Annotated in this window: 16 protein-coding genes; 12 read left to right on the top strand and 4 right to left on the bottom strand. The window is 65.3% G+C overall.

Features of this window, described 5'->3' with window-relative positions; genetic code table 11:
- Window positions 1-135 precede the first annotated feature (135 nt).
- The 5 genes from QDT69_RS19405 to QDT69_RS19385 all read left to right on the top strand — a co-directional run bounded on the left by QDT69_RS19405 (window position 136) and on the right by QDT69_RS19385 (window position 4,421).
- A complete protein-coding gene (locus tag QDT69_RS19405; protein ID WP_279708078.1) occupies window positions 136-1,083 on the top strand; it encodes an AraC family transcriptional regulator in 948 nt (315 codons plus the stop codon).
- 97 nt (window positions 1,084-1,180) lie between these two features.
- Window positions 1,181-1,516, top strand: a complete 336-nt coding sequence (locus tag QDT69_RS19400; protein WP_074127970.1) for a hypothetical protein — start codon at window positions 1,181-1,183, stop codon at window positions 1,514-1,516.
- Window positions 1,517-1,621: 105 nt separating this feature from the next.
- Window positions 1,622-2,827, top strand: a complete 1,206-nt coding sequence (locus tag QDT69_RS19395; protein WP_279708077.1) for an NAD(P)/FAD-dependent oxidoreductase — start codon at window positions 1,622-1,624, stop codon at window positions 2,825-2,827.
- Between the two features lie 315 nt (window positions 2,828-3,142).
- On the top strand, window positions 3,143-4,231 hold the full coding sequence (locus QDT69_RS19390) for a PepSY-associated TM helix domain-containing protein (protein ID WP_279708226.1): 1,089 nt from the start codon (window positions 3,143-3,145) through the stop codon (window positions 4,229-4,231).
- A 7-nt stretch (window positions 4,232-4,238) separates the two neighbouring features.
- Entirely contained in the window at window positions 4,239-4,421 is a 183-nt protein-coding gene (locus tag QDT69_RS19385) for a hypothetical protein (protein ID WP_279708076.1), read from the top strand.
- 5 nt (window positions 4,422-4,426) lie between these two features.
- Here the strand turns inward: QDT69_RS19385 and QDT69_RS19380 are convergent, their stop codons facing one another.
- Window positions 4,427-5,224 carry an N-formylglutamate amidohydrolase gene (locus tag QDT69_RS19380; protein WP_279708075.1) on the bottom strand — a complete coding sequence of 266 codons (798 nt, stop codon included), beginning with the start codon at window positions 5,222-5,224 and terminating at the stop codon, window positions 4,427-4,429.
- 103 nt (window positions 5,225-5,327) lie between these two features.
- Here QDT69_RS19380 and QDT69_RS19375 point away from each other — a divergent pair, with 103 nt between their 5' ends.
- The 3 genes from QDT69_RS19375 (at window position 5,328) to QDT69_RS19365 (ending at window position 7,574) form a co-directional block, all read left to right on the top strand.
- Entirely contained in the window at window positions 5,328-6,230 is a 903-nt protein-coding gene (locus tag QDT69_RS19375) for a transglutaminase family protein (protein ID WP_279708074.1), read from the top strand.
- Window positions 6,231-6,232: 2 nt separating this feature from the next.
- On the top strand, window positions 6,233-7,045 hold the full coding sequence (locus QDT69_RS19370) for a transglutaminase family protein (RefSeq protein WP_279708073.1): 813 nt from the start codon (window positions 6,233-6,235) through the stop codon (window positions 7,043-7,045).
- A 130-nt stretch (window positions 7,046-7,175) separates the two neighbouring features.
- Window positions 7,176-7,574, top strand: a complete 399-nt coding sequence (locus tag QDT69_RS19365; RefSeq protein WP_279708072.1) for a gamma-glutamylcyclotransferase — start codon at window positions 7,176-7,178, stop codon at window positions 7,572-7,574.
- A 4-nt stretch (window positions 7,575-7,578) separates the two neighbouring features.
- Here the strand turns inward: QDT69_RS19365 and QDT69_RS19360 are convergent, their stop codons facing one another.
- On the bottom strand, window positions 7,579-8,133 hold the full coding sequence (locus tag QDT69_RS19360; protein ID WP_279708071.1) for a chlorite dismutase family protein: 555 nt from the start codon (window positions 8,131-8,133) through the stop codon (window positions 7,579-7,581).
- A gap of 277 nt (window positions 8,134-8,410) precedes the next feature.
- Between QDT69_RS19360 and dnaG the strand changes: the two genes are divergently transcribed.
- The gene (gene dnaG, locus QDT69_RS19355) at window positions 8,411-10,426 is read left to right on the top strand and encodes a DNA primase (RefSeq protein WP_279708070.1); all 2,016 of its coding nucleotides are present in this window, start codon (window positions 8,411-8,413) and stop codon (window positions 10,424-10,426) included.
- 252 nt (window positions 10,427-10,678) lie between these two features.
- Complete coding sequence (gene rpoD / locus QDT69_RS19350; RefSeq protein WP_279708069.1) at window positions 10,679-12,808, top strand: RNA polymerase sigma factor RpoD; 2,130 nt, start codon at window positions 10,679-10,681, stop codon at window positions 12,806-12,808.
- A 367-nt stretch (window positions 12,809-13,175) separates the two neighbouring features.
- Here rpoD and QDT69_RS19345 read toward each other — a convergent pair whose 3' ends face one another.
- Entirely contained in the window at window positions 13,176-13,412 is a 237-nt protein-coding gene (locus tag QDT69_RS19345) for a hypothetical protein (protein ID WP_021077386.1), read from the bottom strand.
- A gap of 182 nt (window positions 13,413-13,594) precedes the next feature.
- On the bottom strand, window positions 13,595-16,447 hold the full coding sequence (locus QDT69_RS19340; RefSeq protein ID WP_279708068.1) for a CHAT domain-containing protein: 2,853 nt from the start codon (window positions 16,445-16,447) through the stop codon (window positions 13,595-13,597).
- 231 nt (window positions 16,448-16,678) lie between these two features.
- On the opposite strand from QDT69_RS19340, the gene QDT69_RS19335 reads away from it, so the two are divergent.
- Together QDT69_RS19335 and QDT69_RS19330 are read left to right on the top strand one after the other, a co-directional pair.
- Window positions 16,679-17,263: an ester cyclase gene (locus tag QDT69_RS19335; RefSeq protein ID WP_279708067.1), complete on the top strand. Its 585-nt coding sequence runs from the start codon at window positions 16,679-16,681 to the stop codon at window positions 17,261-17,263.
- A gap of 58 nt (window positions 17,264-17,321) precedes the next feature.
- Complete coding sequence (locus QDT69_RS19330; protein WP_279708066.1) at window positions 17,322-18,269, top strand: DUF817 domain-containing protein; 948 nt, start codon at window positions 17,322-17,324, stop codon at window positions 18,267-18,269.
- Window positions 18,270-18,318: the final 49 nt, after the last annotated feature.

Raw genomic sequence — 18,318 nt, 5'->3', positions numbered from 1 at the left:
TCCTTCGGCGTGCGCGGTCCAGTCGACCTAGCCCTCGGTACAGGCAACCTATCCTCGGGCACGATATCGGCCGTTTAACGGACGTGGCAGTCGCTTCGATCGAACGTTTCCTGCTCCGAAAACGAGCCCGATATCATGACCAAGCCGTTGTTGCGTGATGCCCCAGAGAGTTTGTCGCCATCGTCCGAGGCGCGTCAGGTCAACCAGCCGAGTACCGAGCACCGTGCCGCGGATGTGGAGATGGCGCGCGTGCTCGGCACCACTCCGTTTCGCATGGCTTTGGATGCCGCCGGCGGCGGGATCGCCCACTGGAAACACGAGCCGCTGCACGACGTCGTCGAGCCGATGAGCCACCACGTGATCATGGCCTATAACGGTACGATGCAGCGCATGGAGCGCCGGTCGGGACGGTCGGTCGCAGTCGGCACGTTTCGTCCCGGGGTCTTGATCATCATTCCCGAGGGATCAAGCTCCCGATGGGATATTCCGAAACCCGTCGACGTCGTTCAGCTCTATCTTCCCCGCACGACGCTCGCGCGCGTCGCCGATGAAGCCGACGCCCCATCGACTGATCTGCTGGAGCGGACGGCGCATCCGGACCCTATTACGTCCCGATTGCTGTTGAGTGCGGCGGATGTGCTGCAGGGCAACGAGGCCCTCGATGCACTGTTCAGGCAGCAACTGACGGATCTTCTGGCCACGCGGCTGCTGGCGGCGCACACCGGCGCGCCGGCACCGGTCCGACCGGTTGGTGGCGGGCTGGCGCCGCAGGCGCTGCGCCGTGCCATCGAGCGGTTGCGCTCGGACAGCGAGGCCGACGTCTCGCTCGCAGCATTGGCAACAGATGTCGGCCTATCGCGCTTTCACTTCTGCCGTGCCTTCAAGGAAAGCACCGGGCTCTCGCCGCATGCCTGGTTGCGCCAGCACCGGCTCGAGCAGGCCATGAACATGCTGCGCGACACCGATGCATCCGTCGTCTCGGTCGCCGCGGCGCTCGGCTACGGCTCGCAGACCGCATTTGCCGCCGCGTTCCGCAAGCTGACCGGCGAAACCCCGAGCGATTGGCGGCGGCGGCTGCGGTAGCCGCAATCGCTCTTCAGGTCAGGCAATCGCTCTGGGGCGCTCACAACCCCCATTCGCTAGATCACCGTGGCGCTCATGCCAACAACGGAGACAAGCGATGGTTTGGAAGGATTTCGGCAGTTCTCTTGCAATCACGCGCCGACGGCGGATTGTGGCGACTGCGCTCATGTACGGGCTGACGCTGACCGTTCGCTTTACGTCGACAACGAGTGCGGACGCGGATGCTTCGGCACAGGCGTTTCAGGGTGCCAATCCCATCACATCGGTCATGATCAACGACAGCGCCCCGATCGTCGACGGGGACTGGCTCGCGGCCGCGGTCCAACCGATCGCCTTTCGCCGCGGCGGCTCGCTCGCCTCCCGTGCGTGTCGTCCAGCTTGCGAGACGGCCGTGCGGACGCCGTTCGTATCGGGCTGCGCCGAGCGCCGATAGGCGATCGCAGCATTTGCTTCACCCGTTCGCGTCGTGATCGCCGCAAGACCCATCAGCGCGGCGACGCGCAGACATCAGAGACTGCCAACCCAAAGGAGATACTACATGCGACTGGTCATCATCGGCGCCGGCTTTGCCGGCATGTATGCCGCACTCTCTGCAGCCCGCCTGCGCGACATCCAGGGCGTCTCGCCCGAGGAGTTCGAGATCGCGCTGGTCGCGCCGCAGCCGACCCTCGTGGTCCGCCCGCGGCTCTACGAGCCTAAGCCGGAAACGCTGACCGCGCCGCTGCTCGACATCTTCAACGCGATCGACGTCGTCTATGTGCAGGGCAGCGCCGAGGCGATCGACACCGCGGCGCGCACCGTGCAGATCGTCACCGCCAGGGATGCGCACAAGACGCTGCCCTACGATCGGCTGGTGGTGGCGACCGGCAGCCGGCTGTTTCGTCCGAACGTGCCCGGCCTTGCCGAACATGCCTTCAGCGTCGACAGTCTCGAGGACGCGGTCGCGCTCGACCAGCATCTGCATGGCCTCGCCAGGCAGCCGGCATCAGTGGCGCGCGACACCGTGGTGGTTGCCGGCGGCGGCTTCACCGGCATCGAGGCGGCGACGGAGATGCCGGCGCGCTTGCGGGACATCCTCGGCAAGGACGCGAGGCCCCGCGTCATCATCGTCGATCGCGGCGCTGCGATCGCGCATGACATGAGTGCGGATGCACGCCCGGTCATCGAGGATGCGATGCGCAAGCTCGGCGTCGAGGGCCGGTTCGGCGCCGGCGTCGCCGAGATCAGCAAGTCCGGCGTCACGCTCTCCAATGGCGAGCATATCGAGGCCGCGACCGTGGTGTGGTCGGCCGGCCTTCGGGCCGCGCCGCTGACCCAACAGATCCCGGCCGAGCGCGACAATTTGGGTCGGCTGCTGGTCGACCGCGATCTGCGCGTGCCGTCGGTTGCAGGGGTGTTCGCCACCGGCGATGCGGCGCGGGCCGCATGTGACGACGTCGGCAACTATGCGCTGATGTCGTGCCAGCACGCGACGCGGATGGGCGCCTTTGCTGGCAACAACGCCGCCGCCGAGCTGCTCGGCGTCCCGACCCGGCCGTATCACCAGAAGGTCTACGTCACCTGCCTCGACCTCGGCGAGGCCGGCGCGCTGTTCACCCGCGGCTGGGAACGCAAGGTCGAGCTGGTCGGCGACGTCGCCAAGAAGACCAAGCGGGAGATCAACACCGTCTGGATCTATCCGCCGCGCGCCGAGCGGGCGGCAGCGCTCGCAGCCGCCGATCCGGAGCGCGTCATCGATCTCTGAGGCTGTTTCGACATCGGCGGCGCCCTGTGGCGCCGCCGATGATTCAGTTTAGAACCATCCTAAGAGCTGCGCCAAAAGACGAGACGCTTCGTCGCAGTTCGCTGACGCGCTCGTTGCGAGTTCGCAACACGGCCAACGATATGTCCAACACTGGACGAGTTCTAATCGTCACGCGGCCGCGCGCATCCTTCATCGTGTTAGTGACGGCAACAATGGAGACTCTGGAATTAGGTAGCGACGTTGACTGCGACGACCAAATCCCTGCGGCGGTGGGGCGCCGTCCACAAATGGACCAGCCTGATCTGCACCTTGTTCATGCTGCTGTTGTGCATCACCGGCCTGCCGCTGATCTTCCACGACGAGATCGACGATCTCCTGCACAGTTCGGTCAAGCCGGCCGAAGCGCCGGCCGGCACGGCGCCCGCCGATCTGGATCATCTGCTGGCCAACGCGCTGGCGCAGGCGCCGGGCAAGGTGCCGCACTTCCTGATCTGGGATCGCGACGAGCCCGGCACGATATGGGTCAGCGTCGGCCCGACGATCGATGCCAATCCCGTCAACAACCTGCTGATCCGGATGGATACCCATACCGGCACCTATCTCGATTCCCCCGATGTGACCGGCCGCTTCACCTACATCATGCTGAAGCTGCACACCGACATGTTCGCAGGGCTGCCCGGCAAGCTGTTCCTCGGCTTGATGGGGATCCTGTTCTGCGTCGCGATCATCTCCGGCATCGTCGTCTACGCGCCGTCGATGCGGAAGCTGCGGTTCGGCGCCTACCGTGCGCAGCGGACCCGCGTCGTGCGCTGGCTCGACGTGCACAATCTCGCCGGCATCCTGCTGGTGGCGTGGACGCTGGTGGTCGGCTTCACCGGCGTCATCAACACCTGGGCCGACCTCGTGCTCAAGATGTGGCAGTTCGGCCAGCTCGCCGAGATGACCGCACAGTACAAGGACCGCCCGGTGGCATCGAAGCTGACCTCGCTGAATGCTGCGGTTGAGGTGGCGAGGCACGCGGTGCCAGGCATGACGCCGAGCTTCGTCGCTTTCCCGGGAACGCTGTTCAGCAGCAAGAGCCATTACGCGGTGTTCCTGCACGGCGATACGCCGCTGACCTCGCGGCTCTTGAAGCCCGCACTGATCGACGCGGAAGCCGGGACGCTGACCGACAGCCGCGACATGCCTTGGTACATGTCGACGCTGTACATCTCGCAGCCGCTGCATTTCGGCGACTATGGCGGCATGCCGCTCAAGATCGTCTGGGCGCTGCTCGACATCCTGACCATCTTCATCCTGGTGACCGGCGTGTATCTGTGGATGCGCCGGCGCAGGGCGGGCGTGAGCCAGGAACGCGCCATCGCCAACGCCGCCGCGATCGACAAACCCGCGCTCACGTCGTGACATCAGCATGGTCGCACGTCGCTCATTGACCCAGATTTTCGCCGCCCCGCTCGTCATCGCGATCGTGAGCACGGTGGGGTTGATCAGCGCGCTGGTCGGCGACGGCTGGTGGGACGCCGTCTCATGGGCGGCGCTCGGCCTGCCCGTGCTGCTCTATCTGCTGTTCATCTGCCGGCGCCGGCCGAATTGATCGGACTAGATCAGCGCTTCCGCGCGCAGCGTCGTCTCGATCTCGCCGAGGATGCGCGCCAGCCGCTCGGCCCATGCGGTTTCGCCCGCCTGGTCGGAGATCAGGTCCTGGCGGATTTCGATGCCCGAATTCATCAGGCCGCGCTTCTCGCCATGCACCGGGATCGTGTAGTCGGTCTCGTCGCTGACCGCATAGGGCTCGTTGTCGCCGACCACGAGATCGCCCTCGGCGCGCAGATGCTTGAGCAGCAGCGGCGGTAGCGCCTTGTCGCGATGATACAGCGTGCCGATGTGCCAGGGACGGGCGATGCCGGCATAAACCGGCGTGAAGCTGTGCAGCGACACCAGCACCGTCGGCATGCCCTGACGCGCACGTTCGTCGATGATGTCGTCGATGCGCCTGTGATACGGATCGAAGATCTGCGCACGGCGCATCTCGGCGGCCTCGCGCGACAGGCCTTCGTTACCGGGCACGGTGGTGGCTTCGCTGATCAGCGGCACCGAGCTTGCGACGTGTGGTGGACGGTTGCAGTCGATCACGAGCCGCGAGTAGCGCTGCGCGATCAGGTGCGCGCCGAGCAGGTGGGAGAGCTGGGTCGCGACGCCGGCGATGCCGATGTCCCAGGCAATGTGCCGCACGAGCTCGCCTTCGGGCAGGCCGAGATCGCCCAGCGGCGAGGGAATCAGCCTGCCGTAGTGATCGCAGGTGAGCAGGAACGGCGAGCGGCCGGCAGGATTGTGTTCAAGAACCGGCGAAACATCGGTGCTTGCAAGCAGGAAGGATGGAGTGCCGCCGTAATTCAAGGGCCTTTTTCCTCAACTTTGCCTATTCGAGCGGCATCTGGTCTGGAATCGAGCAGCTTTCTCTATAGATTAAGCGGTCCGAAATCACGATGATTGTTTGAAGATGACGCTCCTGACTATCCATCACAAGACCGTTTATCGCTACACGCGCGCGGTGGCGTTCGGCGAGCACCGCATCATGCTGCGCCCGCGCGACGGCCATGATCTGCGCGTGCTCGACAGCGCGCTTGTGATCGATCCGCAGCCGATGTCGCTGCGCTGGATCCACGACGTGTTCGGCAACAGCGTCGCGATCGCGGCCTTCGACGAGCGCGCCGACACGCTTTCCTTTGTCTCGACCGCGACGGTGGAGCACAATCCCGCCGACAGGTTTGCGCTGACGCCGGACGACGCGGCCTATTTCTATCCGTTCCTCTACGACGATGAGGAATTCCCCGATCTGCAGCAGTTCATCACGCCGCAATATGGCGACCCGAACGGTGAACTATCGGCGTGGGCGCGGCGCTTTCTCGATGTCGAGGCGCCGACGCTGACGTTCAAGATCCTCAGCGACATGACCCATGGCATCCGCGAGACGTTCAGCTACCGCAAGCGTTACGAGCAGGGTACCCAGCATCCGCTCGACACGCTACGCACGAAGTCCGGCACCTGCCGCGATTATGCGCTGTTCATGATCGAGGCGCTGCGCAGGCTCGGCATCGCCGCGCGCTTTGTCTCCGGCTATCTCGCGATGCCTCCCGGCAGCGCGCACGGCTATGTCGGCGGCGGCTCGACCCACGCCTGGGTGCAGGTCTATCTGCCGAGCGCGGGCTGGATCGAGTTCGATCCGACTAACGGCATCGTCGGCACCCGCGATCTGATCCGCGTCGCGGTGGCGCGCGATCCGCGGCAGGCGATCCCGCTGCATGGCGTCTATCTCGGCGCCGCGGATGCTTATCTCGCGATGGACGTCGACATCAAGGTCGTCTCGGTCGGCGAGAGCGTGGCGGAGCAGGAGACGGCCTGACGATGCAGATCAGGGTCGGCTTCGAGATCACCTACACGGCGGCGCAGCCGACCCCGATGGTGATCATGTTGTCGATCCATCCGTCGCGTTACGCCGACATCGTCGGCACCGAGCGCATTGCGACCGAGCCGGATGTCCCGATCGGCCTCTATCGCGACGGCTTCGGCAACGTCTGCGGGCGCCTGGTTGCCCCTCGCGGTGGCGTCACCTTCCGCGGCGGCGCGCTGGTGCGCGACTCCGGATTGCCTGACATCGTCAATCCGGCAGCGCAGCAGCTGCCGGTCGAGCAATTGCCTGACGACTTGCTGCTCTATCTGATGCCGAGCCGCTATTGCGAGACCGACAAGCTGACCGACATTGCCTGGTCGCTGTTTGGCAACACACCGCCGGGCTGGGCGCGGGTGCAGGCGATCACCGATTTCGTGCACCGCCACGTGACGTTCGGCTATCAGCATGCCCATCACATGAAGTCGGCGCACGACGTCTATGAAAGCCGCGCCGGCGTCTGCCGCGACTTCGCGCATCTGGCGCTGACCTTCTGCCGCTGCATGGGCATTCCGGCGCGCTACTGCACCGGCTATCTCGGCGACATCGGCGTGCCGCCGGATCCCGCGCCGATGGATTTTTCCGGCTGGTTCGAGGTCTATCTGTCCGGCCAGTGGTACACGTTCGATGCTCGCCACAATGTGCCGCGGATCGGCCGCATCCTGATGGCGACCGGTCGCGATGCCGCCGACGTCGCGCTTACCACGAGTTTTGGCCGGATGACGCTGACGAAGTTCGTGGTGGTCACGGATGAGGTGGTAGCGGCTTGAGGTACTCGACATTAGCCCGTCATTCCGGGATGGTGCGCCAGCACCAGACCCGGAATCTCGAGATTCCCCGATGCGCAGATTGCGCATCTGTGGTCTGGTCCTTCGGACCATCCCGGATTGACTCGCTAAAATGACCTCCGATCTCCTCTTCGTCTACGGCACGCTGATGCGCGGCTTCGACCACCCGATGGCGAAGCTGCTCGCGGGCAATGCCGAATTCCTTGGGCCCGCGCAGTGCCGCGGCCGGCTCTATCTGGTGAAGCATTATCCAGGCCTGGTGGCGTCTGACGATCCTGCCGACATCGTGCACGGTGAGCTGTTTCGCCTGCGTGAGCGTGAGGCGATGCTGCGCGAATTCGACATGTATGAGGCCTGCGGCGAGGGCTTTCCACAGCCGACCGAATATCTCCGCGAGATGCTCAAGGTCACGCTCGCCGACGGCAGCGTGAGCGAGGCGTGGACCTATCTCTACAACTGGCCGGTCACCGAGCTGCCGCGGATCGGGTCAGGAAAATTCCTCGAGCATTAGCGCTTCACACTTCCCGCTCGACGCGGATGTCGACCTCGCGCTCGACAAAGCTCCATTCCTCGGTCGCGCGCAGCATGGCGACCAGCTCGTCGAACAGGGTGACGTGTTCGGGCGCGAATTCGAACCAGGTCAGGAAGTCGAAGGGCATGCCGAGGTCGCGGGCGTGAAACAGCTGGCGGGCGATCGCGGGCAGGTATTTCAGGGTCCCGGCGATGTGGTGCGACTTGTCCTCGAAGATCTTGCGGCGCTCCTCCTGCGTGAGATCCCACCATGCCGCGGATTTCCGGATCGGGATCAGCGCCGCATGCGTTGCCTCGCTGCGGCCGAGCCCGGCCTGCACGGCGGCAAGCTTCTCGCGCTCTTCCTTCTCGGTGTAGCGCAGATGGCTTGCAACACCGGCGAGCCGCCAGGAGGTCTGCGCCGGCAGCAGCGGCAGCGCGATCGCATCGCTCGCAACGATCGACAGCGCCGCGACCTTCGGCAGCGTCTCGCCCTTCACCCGCGTGATGGACGTGACCTGCCAGCCGCCGCTCTGCCCGCCTCTGAATGTCGTGAACATGGCCTATCCAATCCCGGAACCGGGCGGGGGGCAAGCTCGGTCGTGACATCATCCCCATCGTCATTCCGGGGCACCCCGTAAGGGCTGAGCCCGGAGTCCATAGACCGGCAATGTGGATGCATGGATTCCGGGCTCGATGCTTCGCATCGCCCTCAGGTACGCAATTGCGCACCGGGGAATGACAGGGGTGTGGATAGCGGGAGCAGGTGACCAAAACTTGCTAGGCTGAGGGCGTCCTCACTATATCGATGTCCGATTGACGCCGAACCTGAGCCAGATGCGTTTCACGCCCCAATTCCTCGAAGAGCTGCGCGCCCGGCTTCCGGTCTCGGAAGTCGTGGGCAAGCGCGTCAAGCTCAAGAAGGCCGGGCGGGAGTGGAAGGGGCTATCGCCGTTCCAGCAGGAGAAGACCCCGTCCTTCACGGTCAACGACCAGAAGGGGTTTTATCACGACTTCTCCTCCGGCCAGCACGGCAACATCTTCGACTTCGTGATGCAGACCGAGGGCGTCACCTTTCCGGAGGCGGTCGAGCGGCTGGCGTCGATGGCCGGCATGGCGATCCCGGCGGCGAGCCCGGATGCGGCGCGGCACGAGCAGCGCCGCCGCACCCTGCACGACGTGATGGAACTCGCGACCAAATTCTTCGCCGACACGCTTGCCTCGCGCAACGGCGCCAAGGCGCGCGGCTATCTCGCCGACCGCGGCATCTCGCCGGCGACCCAGCTCCAGTTCCGGATGGGCTACGCTCCGCCGGATCGCTTCGCGCTGAAGGAGCATCTGGGCGCGCAGGGCATCTCCACCGAAGACATGGTGGAGGCCGGGCTGCTGGTGTCCGGCGAGGACAAGCCGGTGCCGTTCGATCGCTTCCGCGACCGCGTCATGTTCCCGATCGCGGATGCCCGCGGCCGCGTCATCGCGTTCGGCGGCCGTGCGCTGGAAAAGGACGTTCCGGCAAAGTACCTGAACTCGCCGGAAACCACGCTGTTTCACAAGGGCGACAATCTCTACAATCTGTTCACGGCGCGGCAGGCCGCGCATGACGGCGCGCAGCTCATCGTCGTCGAGGGCTATGTCGACGTCATCGCCATGGTGACATCAGGCTTTCCCGGCGCGGTCGCGCCGCTCGGCACCGCGCTGACCGAGAACCAGCTTGGCCTGCTCTGGAAGATGGTCGACGAGCCGATCCTCTGCTTCGACGGCGACCGCGCCGGCCAGAAGGCGGCGTATCGCGCGGCCGACGTTGCCTTGCCGCAGCTCAAGCCGGGCAAGAGCCTGCGCATCGCGCTGCTGCCGGAAGGGCAGGATCCCGACGATCTCGCCCGCTCCGGCGGCCGCGCTGCGATCGAGGATGTGATCTCGGCGGCGCGTCCGCTCGCCGACATGATCTGGTCGCGCGAGATTGAGGGTGGCAATTTCGACACCCCCGAGCGCCGCGCCGCGCTGGAGGCGCGGATCGGCGAGCTGACCAATGGCATCCGCGACGAGGTGGTGCGCCGCTATTACCGGCAGGACCTGCAGGAGCGGCTGCAACGCAATTTCGCCCCGGAGGGCGGCCACGGCGGTTACGGCGGCGGCTTCAGCAGGGGCAATTTCGGCGGCGGGCGCGGCGGCGAATCACCTCGCCAGTTTGCCCCCCGTGGCCCGGCCCGAGGCGGCCAGGCCGGCCGCTTTGGCGGCAAGGGCGGCGCGACCCCCGGGATTTCACGGGGTCCGTATCAGGCCGCGAGCCCGCAGCTCGCCAACAGCTCGATCATGCGCGGCCAGCGCAGCGCGATCTCCCGCCGCGAGGCGCTGATCCTGCTATCCCTGATCAACCACCCCTGGCTGCTGCACGACCATCTGGAGGAGGTGGCTGCGCTGGAGCTCGCCCACCCCGAGGCCCACAAGCTCAGGGCCGCCATTATCGCCGCCTTTGCCCATGATCATCACCATTCCCCCGATGTCGAGGAGCAGGCCGAGAAGATGCGCGCCGACCTTGAGGCGAGCGGATTATCGCAGATTCTTCAAAGGGTTGAGCGGGCGATCACAACCCAGGCGGTGTGGGGGACGCAGATCGGTGCCGCGCGCGAGGATGTTTTATCAACCTGGCGTCAACTCGTTGCCTTGCATCAGAAAACCCACGCCTTACTTAGGGAAAGAAAAGATGCGGAAGCGGCCTTGGCTGAAGACTCCAGCGAGGCCAATCTGGCATGGTTGCAGGATATCCAGGCCCGGATGGCAGAAGCCGACGGGACCGAAGCCCTGATTGAAGGGTTCGGCGAATTATCGGGCCGGTTCCAGCGTAATGTCTGATAACAAAAATGCTGCGGACGGCGCCGGCCGAACCCGCAAAAAGACTCGCCAAATCCATGGTTTGGCTGCAAAAACAGGGTTAAGCGAAACTTAATAGCCTCGCGGCTATTGCAGATGGAAACCGTCGAGACGGATGACAGGGGTGGCGAGATTTTGCGCCGCCCTTTGTGCGTCGAGAGAGTAAATCTAGATTTCGTGCGGATGCGCGTGCGTGGCGCCATTTTGCATGACCGCGTTTCGGGAGCTTAGTGAATGGCCACCAAGGCAAAGACGCTGCAGGTTAAGGACAAGGAAAAAGACGACAAGGCAGCGGATGCTCCTGAGAAGGATTCCGCTGACGCGCCGTCGCCGTTGCTCGACCTGTCGGATGCCGCGGTGAAGAAGATGATCAAGCAGGCCAAGAAGCGCGGCTTCGTGACCTTCGATCAGCTCAACGAAGTGCTGCCCTCCGATACGACCTCGCCCGAACAGATCGAAGACATCATGTCGATGCTCTCGGACATGGGCATCAACGTCACCGAAGCCGATGACTCTGAAGGCGAGGACGAGAAGGACGACGGCGACGACGAGACCGATAACGAACTCGTCGAGGTCACGCAGAAGGCCGTCACCGAGGTCAAGAAGTCGGAGCCCGGCGAGCGCACCGACGATCCCGTGCGCATGTATCTGCGCGAGATGGGCACCGTCGAGCTGCTGTCGCGCGAAGGCGAAATCGCCATTGCAAAACGCATCGAGGCCGGCCGCGAGGCGATGATCGCGGGCCTCTGCGAGAGCCCGCTGACCTTCCAGGCCATCATCATCTGGCGCGACGAGCTCAACGAAGGAAAGATCTTCCTCCGCGACATCATCGATCTCGAAGCCACCTATGCCGGCCCCGAGTCGAAGGGCGGCATCAATCCGAACCTGATCGCCAACGGCGCCGAGGGCGCCGCTGCCGAAGGCAATGGCAACGGCGCTGACGCCGCCGCGCCGGCGCATGTCGCGCCGCCCGCCGCGCCGCCGTCGCCGACCCCGTTCCGCGCCGCGCCCGCCGGTGGCGAAGCCGGTGCTGAGGAGAAGGATCCGGGCGAAGCCGCCGCCGAAGGCGACATGGACGACGACGAGTTCGAGAACCAGATGTCGCTCGCCGCCATCGAGGCCGAGCTGAAGCCGAAGGTGGTCGAGACCTTCGACAAGATCGCGTCCGAGTACAAGAAGCTGCGCCGTCTGCAGGAGCAGGACATTGCCAACCAGCTGCAGAGCGAGTCGCTGTCGCCCTCACAGGAGCGCAAGTACAAGAAGCTGAAGGACGAGATCATCGTCGAGGTGAAGTCGCTGCGCCTCAACCAGGCCCGCATCGACTCGCTGGTCGAGCAGCTCTACGACATCAACAAGAAGCTGGTCTCGTTCGAGGGTCGCCTGCTGCGCCTCGGCGACAGCCACGGCGTCGCGCGCGAGGACTTCCTGCGCAACTACCAGGGCTCGGAGCTCGATCCGCGCTGGCTCAACCGTGTCTCGAAGCTCTCGGCCAAGGGCTGGAAGAACTTCGTCCATCACGAGAAGGACCGCATCAAGGACCTGCGCCACGAGATCCAGTCGCTGGCGGCGCTCACCGGGCTCGAGATCGGCGAATTCCGCAAGATCGTGCACGGCGTGCAGAAGGGCGAGCGCGAGGCCCGTCAGGCCAAGAAGGAGATGGTGGAAGCCAACCTCCGTCTCGTGATCTCGATCGCCAAGAAGTACACCAACCGCGGCCTCCAGTTCCTCGACCTGATCCAGGAAGGCAATATCGGCCTGATGAAGGCGGTCGATAAGTTCGAATACCGCCGCGGCTACAAGTTCTCGACCTACGCCACGTGGTGGATCCGGCAGGCGATCACCCGCTCGATCGCCGACCAGGCCCGCACCATCCGCATCCCCGTGCACATGATCGAGACGATCAACAAGATCGTCCGCACCTCGCGCCAGATGCTGAACGAGATCGGCCGCGAGCCGACCCCGGAAGAGCTCGCCGAGAAGCTCGGCATGCCCCTGGAGAAGGTCCGCAAGGTCCTCAAGATCGCCAAGGAGCCGCTGTCGCTCGAGACCCCGGTCGGTGACGAAGAGGATTCGCATCTCGGCGATTTCATCGAGGACAAGAACGCGATCCTGCCGATCGACGCGGCGATCCAGTCCAACCTGCGCGAGACCACGACGCGCGTCTTGGCCTCGCTCACCCCGCGCGAAGAGCGCGTGCTGCGCATGCGCTTCGGCATCGGCATGAACACCGACCACACGCTGGAAGAAGTCGGCCAGCAGTTTTCGGTCACCCGCGAACGCATCCGCCAGATCGAAGCCAAGGCGCTGCGCAAGCTGAAGCACCCGTCAAGGTCGCGCAAGCTGCGGTCGTTCCTCGACAACTAGTTCGATCGGCATCCATCGAAACAAGAACGGCGGGCAAATGCCCGCCGTTTTTGTTTGGCCAGTCCGTGATGCATTTCGTACGCCAGCGCCCGCGGCCACCCCTCCCACAAGGGCCAGTTCTACGCATCCCACCCTCAGCTGTCATCGCCCGGCTTGACCGGGCGATCCAGTACGCCGCGGCCTCTCGGCTCAAGCACTGGCGTCTCTGGAATACTGGATCACCCGCATGCGCATGCGCGGGTGATGACATCCTGGTTGGGACGAGCAGCAGTGCCCCTTGCGGGAGAGGGGTACCGCTTGCTCTGATGCTGATGGCGTGCGGAGATGGTTCAGCGGGTGGACTTGACGAAGCAACCAGCTCGCGCCGCTACTTCTTCTTAGCCCCAACCCGCTCGATCGACTTGATCTCGAGCGGCGGGCGGCCGCCCTTTTCGGCGATCTCGCGGTCCTGGTCGCGCAGGAAGGCGCGCACCGGCTCGTCGCCGTCGAGCCCGCCCAGCAGCTCCGAGGGCACGCGGCGGTTGGAGCGCTGCGAGCCGTCTTCATAGAAGACGTTGAAGAAGGCGAATTCGCCTTTGGGATTGGTCCCCGGTTTTTTCGGCATGCGCGGCTTGTCCCCGATCACAGCGCCGCTGTCAAAGCAAATCCCGCGCGCTAGCGCGCTGGGCTGCCCTGCGCAATCCGGCGGCGAAGGCCCTTGTGATGTGACCGGACGTAGTCCCGCGACGTGTCAAGATGACAACGGTCTGCGAGATGTCCACCGTTCTCTTGCGTCCGGTGTCCGTCTCAGCCCTCGAACAGCACGAACGCCGCCCACACGCTGGCGTCGCGGGCGCCCGCGACTTTGCCCTCGCGCGCATCGCGCCTGGTCTGGCGCAACGCATCGGAATAGGTCATGCCCTCCGCGAGGTGCTCATAGAAGCGCACGGTGAAGTTCGCGGTGCCTTCGTCGGCGACCGGCCACAGCGTCAGCAGCGCGCGGCGGGCGCCGGCGATGCCGAGCGCTGTCGGCAGGCCGCGCAGGCCGCTGACAAAACTCTCGTCGCCGCGGCCGGTCTCGCAGGCCGACAGCACCAGCAAATCGAGCACGGACAGGTCCCAGTCCATCAGTTCGAAGGCATAGAGATAGCCGTCCTTGTCGTCGCGCAGCGGCCAGCGGCTGTCGCCGGCGCCCGACAGCACGATGCCGCTCTGCCACAGCGTGTCGAGGCCGGACGCGGTGCTGTCGTGATAGAAGCCGTGGGTTGCCAGATGCGCGATGCGGACCTTGCCGATCGCCTCGCGCAGCGCAGCTTCGCTGACGCCGCTTCCGGTCAGCATCTCGACCGGGGCGCCGCGCGCGCGGGCGAGTTTGGCGATCGCCTCGATCTCGGTCTTGGTGCCGGGCAGCGGCATCGGCCCCGGCTGGCCGTATTCGATGCCGCCGGCGAGCAGCATCGCGCCGGTCTTGTCGATTTTCTCGCGCGCATGGATCGCGATCAGCGCATCGGGGCTGGTCAGCAGCCGGATCGTGAACTTGTCCTCCAGCAGGCCGCCGTCGGTGCCGGGCAACAGCGAGAACGGCACCGCAAACAGGAAGCCATCCGGCACCACATAGAGCGTGGTCTTGTCCTTCAGCATTGCCTCCAGCGGCGCGAACAGCCGCGCGTGCAGGTTCTGGAAGCGGCCTTTGGTGTCGAGCGCCCTGGTGTCGGACCCCCCGGCGTCGAGACCGGCGACGGTGGCCCGTGTCGTCCGCAGCCGCGCGATCTCGGTGCGCACGCCGGTGTCGACCGTCTTGCCGGGATCGCCGAGATCGACCACGCGCGGCTCGCTCGTTGCGGTCTCGACGATGGCGTAGAGCACGGTCGCCGCCAGCGGCTCCTTCGACTGCCGGTTCGCCTTCCACTGCCGCGTGATGAAGTAGTTGACGACGGCTTCCTGCGGGGCGAGCAGCTGCGCGGGACGGATCGGATCCTGCGGCAGCTTCACGCCGATCGCATCGAGCCGCTTGCCCAGCGCCTTCTCGGCCGCGTCCTGCCGCTGCCACACCGATCGTGCCCAGTCGTCGATATTGCCCGACGAGAACAGCTCCTGCTTCTCGCCGTTGAGTCGCAGTGCTGTGCGCACCAGCGTCGCGGTCTCCACGTCCTTCGCGACCTCCGTCTCGAACCGGCGCAGCGCGGTGGCATCGCCGCCGCCGAGCGTCTTCCAGCGCAGCACGGCGGCGGCAAAGGCCGGCTGCGCCACAGCGGAGCCGGCCCCGGTGGCGAAGCGGCCGAACGCGAACAGCAGATGGTCGGCATGGGAGCGGATCGCTTCCGCGACGGCGCGATCGCCCGCGGTGCCGACCTCGCGCTTCATCCACTCGAACATCTCGCGGTCGAGCGCGGTGAACGCGCGCACCGCGCGGTTCGGATCGCTCGCGATCAAGGCAACGGCAATGCCGAGCTTGATCTCGAAGGAGAGCGGATGCTGCGCGGTGAAGGCCTTGGTCGAAATCGCCAGCGCCGTCTCGCGCGGCCGCATGCCCGCGTCCAACTCGCCGCGCCGCTCGCGTTGGCCGGCAGCGAGCTCCGCCGCTTTTATGCGCAGGAAGTCCGCAAAATTCGCCTCATTGGCGACGATCGCCTCCAGCCGCGCCAGATCGGCCGGCGACGTCGGCGCATCGCCGGCGGCGAGCATGTCGGTGTAGAACAGCCAGGCGTCGGCCTGGCCGGCGAAGCTCGGATCCTTCGGCGCCAGCACGGTCGCGATCGCGCGGTGCCGGCGGAAATAGCGGCGGGCGTCGTCGAAGCGGCCGAGGTTGAGGAAATCCTGTCCGGCATTGTTGACCGTCACCAGCGTGTTGAGATGGTTCTCGCCGTAACGCTTGACGCGCTTCTCGATCGCGAACAGGTCGAGCTCGAGCGCCTTCGCCGGTGCGCCGATCTCGCGCAGCATGTCGGCATAATTGTTGGCGAGCTTCGCGGTGGTGCGATGGTCGGGCCCCAGCGCCTTCTCCGAGCGCTCGAAATTGTGCCGGCCCAGATTCGTCGCCGACGCCGCCGAGCCGTTGGCCGACAGCGCGACCGCGAGCTTGTCATTGGCGATCAGCGATTCCTCGGAGCCTTCGCCCCAATAGGCATTGAAGGCCGCGATCCCCTTCATGTAGACCGGAACCGCTTCGGCGATCCTGGCGTGGTCGGACAGCAGGATGGCGTATTCCAGCAGCACATCGGCGATGCCGGGCGGCGATTGCGCCGCCGCCTTGCTCTTGAATGCGCGCACGAACAGTTTCTCGGCGAGATCGTCGCGCTTGACCGCGCGCAGCGTCGCGGTCGCGTCGTAATATTGTCCCATTACGAACTGCGCGTCGTCGAGCTTGTCCGCGGCGTCGAGTGCGGCAGTGAGCTGCGCAGCGCCGGCGTCGATCTTGCCGCTGCGCGTCAGCGCGATGGCGTTCTTCATCTGCGCGGTGATCGCCTGGGTGCTGCCGGCACCTTGCGCCGGCGCGCGCTTGGTGGAGGCGTTCTGCGCAGTAGCGGTATCGATCGGCCCGGTCAGTGTGGCGCCGAGCGCGAGGGTGATGATACCGAGTGACGCGGCAACCCTGCGCGCGCGTGCGAAGCGTCCGGCGGTCGTCATCGGCAGCACACCCTCATTCCCAGAATTCGTCACCGGATGGCATCCCCCAATGACGGCGTCGTTGCAGCCAGCCTGGCTGGCTTTAGCGGCGCGCCTTTGCATGAACAAGACGGGGCGAGCGGCGGCGCGCCGGCGGAACCGGTCTACCGGGCTGGTGCTTCCTTGGTCGCCGCCAGTGCCTCCGGCGTTCACGCACGCTCCCTGAGATGCACCGTGTGGTGTGCCGCTGCTTGCATGCCAGCGGCATGATCGAGGCATCGGATGATGTTACCGCTGGCGGATGCACTTTCCCGGCAACCGCCTTTCGCTTCGAAGCCGAAACGCGCCAGCGCCGAAACCATTGATTTTTCTGACCATCGTCACTTGCGCCATCGCCTCCGATTCGCGTATGAGGCGCATCCTCAGGTTTGTACAACTTTTCTTGAGAGCCGATCGCCGATGTCCAACGCCACAAGCGACGCCAACAAGGCGCTCGTGCTCGCGCATTACGACGCCGTGACCAATCGTCTCGATCCCGATGCGATCCGCGCCCAGCTGGCACCCGATTACTTCGACCATGCCGCAGGCAAGCGGATGACCGCCGAGGAGGTGATCGCGCATGCGTCTGCCATGCACGAGACCTTCGCCGACCTGTCGGCGGTCGCCGAATGCCTGGTGGCCGAGCGCGACATCGTCGCCGGCCGTTTCGTCTGGCGCGGCCGGCACCGCAGCCCGTGGCGCGGTATCGCGCCCACCGGCCGTCATGTCGAATTCCGCGGCATGACGTTCTGGCGGATTCACGACGGCAAGATTTCCGAGCGCTGGGCCGAGATCGATTTTGTCGATCTGGAGCGCCAGCTCAAGGATTGAGGGAAATCTGCACAACTCCGCCGCGCCGCGACCGTGATCTGCCGCCATCACCAGCGGCGTGCATCACAAACTGACAGGTCATACCAGACCGATCGCAAGCGCCGCGGCCAATTGGCCGCCGCTGCGCCGCTTCATCGCCGGCGAACATCGCCTCGGCCTGGTCATGGCGCAGCGTCGCTGGACGGCGGCGCTTTACGAATTCCTCCGCTTCGGCGTCAAGCAGGCCTGGGCGTGCCTGTTCGGCGGCATCGCGGTGGCGCTGATGATCGGCACCTGGCGCTTCTATCCGCCGGATGCGGTGCTTGCGCGTTACGACTTCCTGTTTCTCTGCATGCTCGCCGTCCAGGTCGCGCTGCTGGCGGGAAAGCTCGAGACCTGGGAGGAAGCCAGGGTCATCCTGATCTACCATGTCGTCGGCACGGCGATGGAGATCTTCAAGGCACGGGTCGGCTCCTGGATCTATCCCGAGCCCAGCATCTTCCATATCGGCGGCGTGCCGCTGTTCTCCGGCTTCATGTATTCCTGCATCGGCAGCTACATCTGCCGCTGCTGGCGGCTGTTCGATTTCCGCTTCACGCACCATCCGCGCCGGCTCAGCCTGGTCGCCCTTAGCGTCGCGATCTATGTCAACTTCTTCAGCCACCACTACGTCATCGACCTGCGCTGGGGGCTGTTCGCCTGGGCGATCTGGCTGTTCGGCCGCACAAGCATCCATTTCAAGGTCTGGACCCGCTATCGCGCGATGCCGCTGCTGCTCGGCCTCGTGCTGGTGTCGCTGTTCATCTGGTTCACCGAGAACATCGGCACCTTCACCAAGACCTGGCTCTATCCCTCGCAACGGCTCGGCTGGTCGATGGTCGGAATCGAGAAGCTTGGGTCGTGGTTCCTGCTCCTGATCATCAGCTACACGCTGGTGAGTCTCGTCAATGCGCCACGGAGGTGGAGGGGCGAGACACGACGGCGGGATGACGCGACCGCGGACAGAATGTCGGTGCCGACGCTTTGACTGCCTCGTTTGCTCCATGGCATGATCGGCCATTCGAAGCAGGAGGGAT

The sequence above is a fragment of the Bradyrhizobium sp. CER78 genome, from assembly GCF_029846235.1.
Classification (GTDB): Bacteria; Pseudomonadota; Alphaproteobacteria; order Rhizobiales; family Xanthobacteraceae; genus Bradyrhizobium.
This window is presented reverse-complemented; position numbering and strand designations above follow the sequence as displayed.

What these genes read in the sequence shown, in the direction of transcription:
- QDT69_RS19405 (WP_279708078.1), top strand. Translation starts at nt 136, where the DNA reads ATGACCAAGCCGTTGTTGCGTGATGCCCCAGAGAGTTTGTCGCCATCG.
- QDT69_RS19400 (WP_074127970.1), top strand. Translation starts at nt 1,181, where the DNA reads ATGGTTTGGAAGGATTTCGGCAGTTCTCTTGCAATCACGCGCCGACGG.
- QDT69_RS19395 (WP_279708077.1), top strand. Translation starts at nt 1,622, where the DNA reads ATGCGACTGGTCATCATCGGCGCCGGCTTTGCCGGCATGTATGCCGCA.
- QDT69_RS19390 (WP_279708226.1), top strand. Translation starts at nt 3,143, where the DNA reads ATGCTGCTGTTGTGCATCACCGGCCTGCCGCTGATCTTCCACGACGAG.
- QDT69_RS19385 (WP_279708076.1), top strand. Translation starts at nt 4,239, where the DNA reads ATGGTCGCACGTCGCTCATTGACCCAGATTTTCGCCGCCCCGCTCGTC.
- QDT69_RS19375 (WP_279708074.1), top strand. Translation starts at nt 5,328, where the DNA reads ATGACGCTCCTGACTATCCATCACAAGACCGTTTATCGCTACACGCGC.
- QDT69_RS19370 (WP_279708073.1), top strand. Translation starts at nt 6,233, where the DNA reads ATGCAGATCAGGGTCGGCTTCGAGATCACCTACACGGCGGCGCAGCCG.
- QDT69_RS19365 (WP_279708072.1), top strand. Translation starts at nt 7,176, where the DNA reads ATGACCTCCGATCTCCTCTTCGTCTACGGCACGCTGATGCGCGGCTTC.
- QDT69_RS19360 (WP_279708071.1), bottom strand. Translation starts at nt 8,133, where the DNA reads ATGTTCACGACATTCAGAGGCGGGCAGAGCGGCGGCTGGCAGGTCACG.
- dnaG (WP_279708070.1), top strand. Translation starts at nt 8,411, where the DNA reads ATGCGTTTCACGCCCCAATTCCTCGAAGAGCTGCGCGCCCGGCTTCCG.
- rpoD (WP_279708069.1), top strand. Translation starts at nt 10,679, where the DNA reads ATGGCCACCAAGGCAAAGACGCTGCAGGTTAAGGACAAGGAAAAAGAC.
- QDT69_RS19345 (WP_021077386.1), bottom strand. Translation starts at nt 13,412, where the DNA reads ATGCCGAAAAAACCGGGGACCAATCCCAAAGGCGAATTCGCCTTCTTC.
- QDT69_RS19335 (WP_279708067.1), top strand. Translation starts at nt 16,679, where the DNA reads ATGTTACCGCTGGCGGATGCACTTTCCCGGCAACCGCCTTTCGCTTCG.